We start from the raw sequence: 10825 nt of genomic DNA on the forward strand, positions 1-10825 counted from the left end.
GGGGTGTTCGATCTGGCGGATGCCTGCCGTCTGGTGGCTGCTCGGGGGCGCTTGATGCAGGCGCTCCCTGCGGGTGGGGCGATGCTGGCGGTGCAGGCCGGGCTGGCGGATGTGGAGTCGGTTGTTGCCTCGTTGGACGGTGTGGACATCGCGGCTGTCAACGGCCCGTCCGCGGTTGTGGTTTCCGGTGTGGAGGCTGCGGTTGAGCAGGTGCGGGAGCACTTCGCCGCTGCGGGGGTGAAGACGCGTCGTTTGTCGGTCTCGCATGCGTTCCACTCGGCGTTGATGGAGCCGATGCTGGCTGAGTTCGAGCAGGTCGCGTCCGGCATTTCGTATCGCAGGCCGGAGATCGTGGTCGTCTCGAATCTGACCGGTCGTGCGGCTGGGGAGGAGATCGGTACTGCCGCCTACTGGGTCCGGCATGTCCGGGAAGCGGTGCGGTTTGGTGACGGCATCGAGTGGTTGTCCTCGGCCGGTGTCCGCAAGTTCCTGGAGTTGGGCCCCGACGCCACCCTGACCGCGATGGCGGCCGAGTGTCTCCCGGCGGACTCCGGTGCGGTGCTGGTGGCCGCGACCCGCCGCGAGCACGACGAGGTGCAGACGCTCACCTCCGCCGTCTCCCGCCTGTGGACCACCGGCACCGACATCGACTGGCCCGCCTTCTTCACCGGCCACACCCCCCGCCACGTGGACCTGCCCACCTACGCCTTCCAGCGCCGCCACTTCTGGCTGCGTGCCGAGGCGGGCGGTGGGGATCCGGCCGGTCTCGGGCTGGGCGCGGCCGGGCATCCGCTGCTCGGGGCCGCCCTCGCCCTCGCCGCCGGGGACGGGGTGCTGCTCACCGGCAGGCTGTCGGCGAGTACGCACCCGTGGCTGAAGGACCACGCGGTGGCGGGGGCGGTGCTGTTCCCGGGCACCGGGTTCGTTGAGCTGGCGGTGCGGGCCGGGGACGAGGTGGGCGCCACGCGGGTGCGGGAGCTGACGCTCCGGGCGCCGCTGGTGCTGCCGGAGCAGGGCGCGGTGCGGGTGCAGGTCGTGGTGGGCGCGGCCGACGACGCGGGGCAGCGGACCGTCACCGTGTACTCCCGCCCGGACGACGCCACCGCCGACACCCCGTGGACGGCGCACGCCGAGGGTCTGCTCGCCGCGGAGGAGGCCGCCGCCCGGGGCGCCGCCGACCTGACGGCGTGGCCCCCGGCGGGCGCGGAGCCGGTGGACGTGTCCTGGTTCTACCCGGCCGCCGCCGAGACCGGGTACGGCTACGGGCCGGTGTTCCAGGGCATGCGGGCCGCCTGGGTCCGCGGCGACGAGGTGTTCGCCGAGATCGAGCTGCCCGAGGCGGAGCAGGCCGCCGCCGGGGACTACGGCATCCATCCCGCCCTGCTGGACGCCGCCCTGCACCCGCTGGGCCTGCTCCCGTCCGCGGACGCCGAGCAACTGCGGCTGCCGTTCGCCTGGGCCGGGCTCACCCTGCACGCCACCGGCGCATCCCGACTGCGCGTCGCCCTGTCCGCCGGGGCCGAGGGGCAGGGCCCGGCGACCGTCACCGCCGCCGACACCGCGGGGCGCCCCGTGCTCACCGCCGACGCCCTCACGCTGCGGCCCTTCACCCCCGACCACCTCGCCGCCGCGGCGCCGCACGCCGACAAGCTGTACCGGGTCACCTGGTCGCCGTCCGCCGCCGAGGCGCCCGGCACCGAGGCGGCCGACGGCTGGGCCGTCCTCGGCGGCGACCCGCTGGGCACCGCCGCCGCTCTCCAGTACGCCGGGGTCACCGTGTCCGCCTGCCCCGACCTGGCCGCGTTCACCGCCGTCCTCGACGCCGGTGTGCCCGCGCCGCCCCTGGCGCTGCTGAGCTGCGCCGGGCCCGGCGGCGGCGCCTCCCCGGCCGCCGCCCACGAGGCGACGCGGGAGCTGCTGGCCTTCCTCCAGGGCTGGCTCGCCGACCCGCGGCTGGCCGAGACCCGCCTCGCCGTGGTCACCGCGGGCGCGGTCGCCACCCGGGCCGAGGAGGACGTCACCGACCTGGCCGCCGCCCCGCTGTGGGGCCTGGTGCGCACCGCGCAGACGGAGAACCCGGACCGGTTCCTGCTCGTGGACGTCGGCGACCCCGACCGCCTCGACCCCGACGCCTTGGTGGCCGCGCTCACCGCGGCGCTCGCCGACGGCGAACCCCAGGTCGCGGTGCGCGGCGAGGAGGTGCTGGTCCCGCGGATCGCCAAGGCGGACCTGCCCGCCGAGTCCGGGCGGAAGGAGCCGGTCTGGCGCACCGAGGGCACCGTGCTGGTCACCGGCGGCACCGGCACCCTCGGCATGCTGGTGGCCCGCCACCTCGCGGGCACGCACGGCGTGCGCCACTTGCTGCTCACCAGCAGGAGCGGCCCGGCCGCCCCGGGCGCCGAGGCGCTGGTCGCCGACCTCGCCCGGCTGGGCGCCGACGCCGAGATCGTCGCCTGCGACGCCGCCGACCGGGACCGGCTCGCCGCGGTCCTCGCGGCCGTCCCCGCCGACCGCCCGCTGACCGCCGTCGTGCACACCGCGGGCATCGTCGACGACGGCGTCCTCGCCGCCCTCACCCCCGAGCAGGTCACGGCGGTGCTGCGGCCCAAGGTGGACGCGGCCGCCGCCCTGCACGAGCTGACCCGCGACCTCGACCTGTCCGCGTTCGTGCTGTTCTCCTCCACCGCGGGCGTGCTCGGCGGCCCCGGGCAGGCCAACTACGCCGCGGGCAACGCCTACCTGGACGCCCTCGCCCACCACCGCCGCGCCCACGGCCTGCCCGCCACCTCCGTCGCCTGGGGGCTGTGGGAGGAGACCGGCGGCATGACGGGCGCGCTCGGCCGCGGCGACCTGGACCGCATCACCCGCTCCGGCATCGCCCCGCTGCCGTCCGCCGCCGGGCTCGCCCTGCTCGACGCGGCGAGCGGCGCCGCCGACGAGCCGCTGCTCGTCGCCGTCCAGATCGCCGCCGCCGCGCTGCGCAGGAACGCCCGGGCCGGCGCCGTCCCGGCGATCCTGCGCGGCATCGTCCCCGCCGGGGGGCGCCGCACCACCGCCGGCGAGGACGGCGCGGGCCGGCCCCTGGCCCGGCAGTTGGCCGGGCGGGACGCCGCGGGGCGGCTCGCCGTCTTCCAGGACCTGGTGCGCACCCACGTCGCCGAGGTCCTCGGCCACGGCAGCGCCCGCTCCGTGGAACTGGACCGGGAGTTCGCCGAGTCGGGCTTCGACTCCCTCACCGCCGTCGAGCTCCGCAACCGGCTCAGCGGCCTGACCGGGCTGCGGCTGCCCGCCACCCTCGTCTTCGACTACCCCACCCCCGGCGCGCTCGCGGCCCACCTGGACTCCCGGTTCGCGCCGGACGACGCGGACACGCCGCCCGCCTTCGGCGAACTCGACCGGCTGGAGGCCGCGCTCGCCGCCGCCCCGCTCGGCGGCGACCACCGCGCCGGGCTGGTCAAGCGGCTCCAGTCCCTGCTGTGGAGGCTGGAGAAGGACGACCCCGCCGACGGCTCCCCCGAGCCCGCGGCCGGCGAGCCGGTGTCCCTCGACACGGCCACCGACGACGAGATGTTCGCCCTGATCAACAAAGAACTCGGTATCGGCTGAGGGGCCCTTCCTCCCCGCCCGTCCGCACCGCACGCCTGGAGACGAAGGTAGATGTCCGGCAACGAAGCGAAGCTCCGCGAGTACCTGAAGCTGGTCACGGCCGATTTGCAGGAGACCCGTCAGCGCCTGCGGAGCACCGAGGCCAGGAGCCGGGAGCCCATTGCCGTCGTCGGCATGGCCTGCCGCTACCCGGGCGGCGTCGCCTCGCCCGACGACCTGTGGCGGCTCGTCGCCGAGGGCCGCGACGGGATCTCCCGCTTCCCCGACGACCGCGGGTGGGACGAGGACCTGTACGACCCGGACCCGGACAGGCCCGGCAAGAGCTACGTGGTCGAGGGCGGGTTCGTGCACGACGCGGCCGACTTCGACAACGAGTTCTTCGGCATCTCCCCGCGCGAGGCCCTCGCCATGGACCCGCAGCAGCGGCTGCTGCTGGAGACCGCGTGGGAGGCGTTCGAGCACGCCGGGATCGCCGCGGACGCCCTCAAGGGCAGCAGCGCCGGGGTGTTCGTCGGCGCCTCGTCGTTCGGCTACCTCACCGACATGCTGAACGTCCCCGAGCACGTCAGCGGCTTCTCCCTCACCGGCAACGCCACCAGCGTCCTCACCGGCCGCGTCGCCTACCAACTCGGCCTCGAAGGCCCCGCGGTGACGGTGGACACCGCCTGCTCGTCGTCGCTGGTGGCGCTGCACCTGGCCGTGCAGTCGCTGCGGCAGGGCGAGTGCGACCTGGCCCTGGCGGGCGGCGTCACCGTCATGCCGAGCCCCGGCGTGTTCGTGGAGTTCAGCCGCCAGCGCGGCCTGGCCGCCGACGGCCGCTGCAAGGCGTTCGCCGGAGCCGCCGACGGCACCGGCTGGTCCGAGGGCATCGGCCTGCTGGTCGTGGAGCGGCTGTCGGACGCGGTGCGCAACGGGCACCGGGTGCTGGCGGTGGTGCGCGGCTCCGCCGTCAACCAGGACGGCGCCTCCAACGGCCTGACCGCGCCCAACGGCCCGTCCCAGCAGCGGGTGATCCAGCAGGCCCTGGCCGCCGCCCGGCTCACGCCCGCCGAGGTGGACGCGGTCGAGGCCCACGGCACCGGCACCACCCTGGGCGACCCCATCGAGGCCCAGGCCCTGCTGGCCACCTACGGGCAGGACCGGGGCGAGGACCGGCCGCTGTGGCTCGGCTCGGTCAAGTCGAACATCGGCCACACCCAGGCCGCCGCGGGCGTCGCCGGGGTGATCAAGATGATCATGGCGATGCGTCACCGGACGCTGCCGCCGACCCTGCACGTGGACGAGCCCACCCCGCACGTGGACTGGTCGGCGGGGCACGTCGCCCTGCTGACCGAGGCCCGCGAGTGGACGGTGAACGGCGAGCCGCGGCGGGCGGGGGTGTCGTCGTTCGGGATCAGCGGGACGAACGCGCACGTGATCCTTGAGGAAGCCCCGGAAGACGCCTCGCCCGGGCCGGTGGTGGTGTCCGGGGAGGGCGGGCTCGCGGGGTCGGGTGTGGTGCCGTGGGTGGTGTCCGGGCGTTCGGCGGAAGCGCTGGCGGGGCAGGCCGGGCGGCTGGCGGAGGCGGTGCGGGGTGCCGATCCGGTGGACGTGGGGTGGAGTCTGCTGTCGTCGCGGCAGGTGTTCGAGCACCGGGCGGTGGTGTGGGGGAGTGCCGCCGGGGAGTTCGCGTCGGGGCTGGAGGCCCTGGCCACGGACGGGGTTGCGGCCAACGTTGTGACGGGGGCGGCTGGGGCTGCGGATGCCGGTGCGGTGTTCGTGTTTCCGGGGCAGGGGTCGCAGTGGTTGGGGATGGGGCGAGGTCTGCTCGCTTCGTCTCCGGTCTTCGCGGCTCGGTTGGCGGAGTGCGAGGCGGCGCTGCGGCCGTTTGTGGACTGGTCGTTGGGTGAGGTGCTGGCCGGGGACGATGACGCCTGGCTGGGGCGGGTGGACATCGTTCAGCCGGTGCTGTGGGCCGTGATGGTGTCGCTGGCGGCGGTGTGGGAGTCGCTGGGTGTTGAGCCCGCTGCCGTGGTGGGGCACTCCCAGGGTGAGATCGCTGCCGCTGTGGTGGCCGGTGCCCTGAGCCTGGAGGACGGCGCTCGGGTCGTTGCGTTGCGGTCGGCGGCGATCCGGGAGGAGCTGGCCGGTCGGGGCGGGATGCTGTCGCTGGCGGCCGGTGCGGAGCGGGTCCGGGAGTGGCTCGCGCCCTACGACGGTCGGGTGTCGGTGGCGGTGTTCAACGGCCCCGCCGCCACCGTCGTTGCCGGGGAGCCTGCGGCGTTGGAGGAGATCGCCGAGGCTGCTGAGGCGGCCGGGGTGCGGGCCCGGATGGTCCCGGTGGACTACGCCTCGCACTCCCCGCACGTGGAGGACATCAAGGACCGGCTTCTCGCCGCCCTGGCGGACGTGTCTCCGCAGCAGGCCCGGGTGCCCCTGATCTCGACCGTCACCGGTGAGGCGCTGGAAGACACCACCGCCATGGGCCCGGAGTACTGGTTCGCCAACCTGCGTCAGCCGGTCCGCTTCACCGACGCCGTCGAGCAGGCCATCGCCTCCGGCCTCACCCGTTTCGTTGAGGTCAGCGCCCACCCGGTGCTGGTGATGGGCGTCCAGGCCATCGCCGAGGACGCCGGGGCGGAGGCCGTGGTCGTCGGCTCGCTGCGCCGCGAGGAGGACGAGCCCGCCCGGCTGATCGCCAACGCGGCCGAGCTGTGGGTGCGCGGCACTCCCGTCGACTGGTCCGCCGTCTTCGCCGGACGCGCCGTCACCCGTGTGGAGCTGCCCACCTACGCCTTCCAGCGCAGGCACTACTGGCTGGAGGCGGCCACCGGTGCCGGTGACCCGGCGGGGCTCGGCCTGGGCGCGGCCGACCACCCGCTGCTGGGCGCGGCGGTGAGCCTCGCCGCTGACGGCGGCCTGGTCCTGACCGGCAGGCTGTCCACCCGCACCCACCCGTGGCTGGCCGACCACGCCGTCGGCGGCACGGTGCTCTTCCCCGGGACGGGCTTCGTCGAGCTGGCCGTCCGCGCCGGGGACGAGGTGGGCGCGGGGCGACTGCGGGAGCTGATGCTCCAGGCCCCGCTGGTGCTGCCCGCGCGGGAAGCCGTGCAGGTGCAGGTGGTGGTGGGCTCCGCGGACGAGGCGGGGCACCGGCCGCTGACGGTGTACTCCCGGCCGGGCGACGCCGCGACGGACACCCCGTGGACCCGCCACGCCGAAGGCGTCCTCACCGCCGAGCCGCCCGCCGCGGACGGCGCCGACCTGGCCGCCTGGCCCCCGCCCGGCGCGGAAGCCGTGGACGCGTCCGCGTTCTACGCCGACGCCGAGGCGGCCGGCTACGGGTACGGCCCGGCGTTCCGGGGACTGAAGGCGGTGTGGCGGCGCGGCGACGAGGTGTTCGCCGAGGTCGAGCTGCCCGAGGAGCAGCGCGGCGACGCGGCCCGGTTCGGCATCCACCCGGCGCTGCTCGACGCCGCCCTGCACGCGTGCGGCTACGCCGGGCGGCGCGGCGGGGACGCCCTCCTGCTGCCGTTCACCTGGAACGGGCTGTCGCTCTCCGCGGTCGGCGCCACCTCCGTGCGGGTGCGGCTCGCCCCGGCGGGCGACGACGCGTTCTCCGTGGACCTCGCCGACACCGCGGGCCGGACCGTGGCGCACGCCGACTCCCTGGTGCTGCGCGCCGTGACCGCCGAGCAGGTCGCGGCCGCGGCGGCCGGGCCCGCGGGGGACGACGGCCTGCTCGCCCTCAGGTGGACGCCCGTCCCGGCCGCGCCCGCCGACACCGCCGAGCGCTGGGCCGTGCTCGGCTCCGACGACGTGCTCGGGCTGGGCGTCGCCCTCCAGGACGCCGGGATCGCCGCCGACTTCCACCCCGGCCCCGACGGCCTGCGGGCCGCCCTGGACGCGGGCGCCCCGGTGCCCCGCACGGTGCTGTGCGCGGCGCCCGCCGCACCGGACGGCGGGCTGGCGCACGCCGCCCACCAGGTGACCCTGCGGCTGCTGGAGACCGCGCGGGAGTGGCTCGCCGACGAGCGGCTGGCCGGCTCCCGGCTCGTCGTCGTCACCCGCGGCGCGGTCGCGGCGGGCGGCGGCGCCGACGTCACCAACCTGGCCGCCGCGCCCGTGTGGGGCCTGCTGCGCAGCGCCCAGTCCGAGGCGCCGGACCGCTTCGTCCTGGTGGACCTGGATCCCGCCGACCCCGACGCGGCCGACGCCGTGGTGCCCGCCGTCGCCGCCGCCCTGGACTCGGGGGAGCCGCAGGTCGCGGTGCGCGGCGGCGCCGTGCTGGCGCCGCGCCTGGCCCGGGCGGACGGCGGCGGCGCGCTGGTGCCCCCGGCCGGTGAGCGGGCCTGGCGGCTGGACACCACCGCGTCCGGCACGTTCGACGGCCTCGCCCTGCTGCCCGCGCCCCGCGCCGCCGCGCCGCTGGAGGCGGGCGAGGTCCGCGTCGCGGTCCGGGCCACCGGGGTGAACTTCCGGGACGTCCTCATCGGCCTCGGCATGGTGCCCGGGCAGACCGTGATGGGCAGCGAGTGCGCGGGCCGCGTCGTCGAGGTCGGCGAGGGCGTCACGGGGTTCGCGCCGGGCGACCGCGTCGTCGGCATCTGCGACGGCGGGTTCGGGCCGCTCGCGGTCACCGACGCGCGGATGCTCGCCAGGATGCCGGAGGGCTGGTCGTTCGAGCAGGCCGCCTCGGTGCCGGTGGCGTATCTGACCGCGTACTACGGCCTGGTGGACCTGGCGGGGATCAAGGCCGGCGACTCGGTGCTGGTGCACGCGGGCGCCGGCGGCGTCGGCATGGCGGCGATCCAGTTGGCCCGGCACCTGGGCGCGAAGGTGTTCGCCACCGCCAGCCCCGGCAAGTGGGACGTCCTGCGCTCCCTCGGCCTGGACGACTCCGTCATCGCGTCCTCCCGCGACCTGGACTTCCGGGAGAAGTTCCTGGCCGCCACCGGCGGGCGCGGGGTGGACGTGGTGCTCAACTCCCTCGCCCGGGAGTACGTGGACGCCTCCCTGGACCTGCTGCCGCGCGGCGGGCGCTTCCTGGAGATGGGCAAGACCGACAAGCGCGACCCGGCCCAGGTCGCCGAGCGCCACCCCGGCGTCGTGTACCGGGCGTACGACCTGAAGGAGGCCGGGGCCGAACGCGTCGGCGAGATGCTCGCCGAGGTGCTCGCCCTGTACCGGCGGGGCGCGCTGAGCCCGCTGCCGGTCACCACCTGGGACGTGCGGCGCGGCCCCGAGGCGTTCCGCCACATGAGCCAGGCCAGGCACGTCGGCAAGGTCGTCCTGACGGCACCGCCGGCCCTGGACCCGGACGGAACGGTGCTGATCACCGGCGGGACGGGCACCCTGGGCGCGCTGCTCGCCCGGCACCTGGTCGCCGAGCACGGGGTGCGGAATCTGCTGCTGACCAGCCGCTCCGGCCCGGACGCGCCGGGCGCGGCGGAGCTCGTCGCCGAACTCGCCGAGTCGGGAGCCCGAGCGGAAGTGGTGGCCTGCGACGCCGCCGACCGCGACCAGCTCGCCGTCCTCCTGGCCGCCGTCCCGCAGGACCGTCCCCTCACCGGTGTCGTACACGCCGCGGGCGTTCTCGCCGACGGTGTGCTCACCTCCCTCACCGCCGAGCAGTTGGAGCGCGTTTGGCGGCCCAAGGTGGACGCCGCCGTCAACCTGCACGAGCTGACCCGGGACGCCGACCTGGGCATGTTCGTGCTCTACTCCTCCGCCTCCGGTGTCTTCGGCGGGCCCGGACAGGCCAACTACGCCGCCGCCAACGTCTTCCTGGACGCCCTCGCCCACCACCGCCGAGCCCACGGCCTGCCCGCGACCTCCCTCGCCTGGGGCCTGTGGGAGCAGGCCAGCTCCATGACCGCCCACCTCGGCCGGGGCGACATCGCCCGGGTGGCCAAGGGCGGGTTCGTCCCGCTCAGCGACGAGACGGGTATCGCCCTCTTCGACGCCGCCACGGCCCGCGACGAGGCGCTGTTCATCGCCGCCCCGCTTGACCCCGAGCTGCTGCGCACCGGCACCCGCGCCGCCGTCCCGCCGATCCTGCGCGGCATGGTCCGCGGCACCGCCCGCCGCACCGCGGAACAGGGCGGCACCGCGGGCGCCGCCACCCTCGCCGGACGGCTGGCGGCGCTCCCGGCGGACGAGCGGGCCCGGCAACTGCTCGACCTGGTGCGCGGCAGCGTCGCCGCGGTCCTCGGGCACGCCCACCCCCAGGCCGTCGAGGTGGACCGGCCGTTCAAGGACCTCGGGTTCGACTCGCTCACCTCCGTCGAACTGCGCAACCGCCTGGGCGCCGCCACCGGCCTCACCCTCCCGGCGGCCCTCGTCTTCGACCACCCCACCCCGGCCGCCGTCGCCCGCTTCCTCGACGCCGAGGTCTCCGGTGTCCGCCCGGCGGCGCCCGCCGCCCCCGCCCGCGGCACCGCCGCGCCCGACACCGAACCCGTCGCGATCATCGGCATGGCATGCCGCCTCCCCGGCGGCGTCGGCTCGCCCGAGGACCTGTGGCGCCTGGTGCGGGACGGCATCGACGCCGTGGGCGGCTTCCCCGCCGACCGCGGCTGGGACATGGACGGCCTGTACGACCCGGACCCCGACGCGCACGGCAAGACCTACGTCCAGGGCGCCGGGTTCCTGGGCGACGTCGCCGGGTTCGACGCGGAGTTCTTCGGCATCTCCCCGCGTGAGGCCCTGGCGATGGACCCGCAGCAGCGGCTGCTGCTGGAGACCTCCTGGGAGGCGGTCGAACGCGCCGGCATCGCCCCGGCGTCACTGCGCGGCAGCCGGACCGGGGTGTTCGCGGGCGTGCTCTCCTCCGAGTACCTCTCCCGGCTCAACGCCGTCCCCGACGGAGTCGAGGGCTTCCTCGGCACCGGCAACATGTCCAGCGTCGCCTCCGGCCGCGTCGCCTACCAGTTGGGCCTGGAAGGGCCCGCGGTGACGGTGGACACGGCGTGCTCGTCGTCGCTGGTGGCGCTGCACATGGCGGTGCAGTCGCTGCGGCAGGGCGAGTGCGACCTGGCGCTGACCGGCGGAGTGACGGTGACCTGCACCCCCGCCGGGTTCGTGGAGATGAGCCGCCAGCGCGGCCTGTCCGCCGACGGCCGCTGCCGCGCCTTCTCCGCCGCGGCCGACGGCTTCGGCCCGGCCGAGGGCGTCGGCGTGCTGGTGGTGGAGCGGCTGTCGGACGCGGTGCGCAACGGGCACCGGGTGCTGGCCGTGG

Annotated in this window: 2 protein-coding genes; both read left to right on the forward strand. The window is 76.2% G+C overall.

Annotation, left to right across the window (positions count from 1 at the left end; genetic code table 11):
* The first annotated feature begins 54 nt into the window (after positions 1–54).
* Positions 55–3606 carry a type I polyketide synthase gene (locus ACYVO2_RS36820; protein ID WP_461012489.1) on the forward strand — a complete coding sequence of 1184 codons (3552 nt, stop codon included), beginning with the start codon at positions 55–57 and terminating at the stop codon, positions 3604–3606.
* Between the two features lie 90 nt (positions 3607–3696).
* Positions 3697–10825, forward strand: a 7129-nt coding sequence (locus ACYVO2_RS36825) for an SDR family NAD(P)-dependent oxidoreductase (protein ID WP_461012490.1), incomplete at its 3' end; no start/stop codon positions are given.

This window comes from Streptomyces capparidis (genome assembly GCF_054782095.1).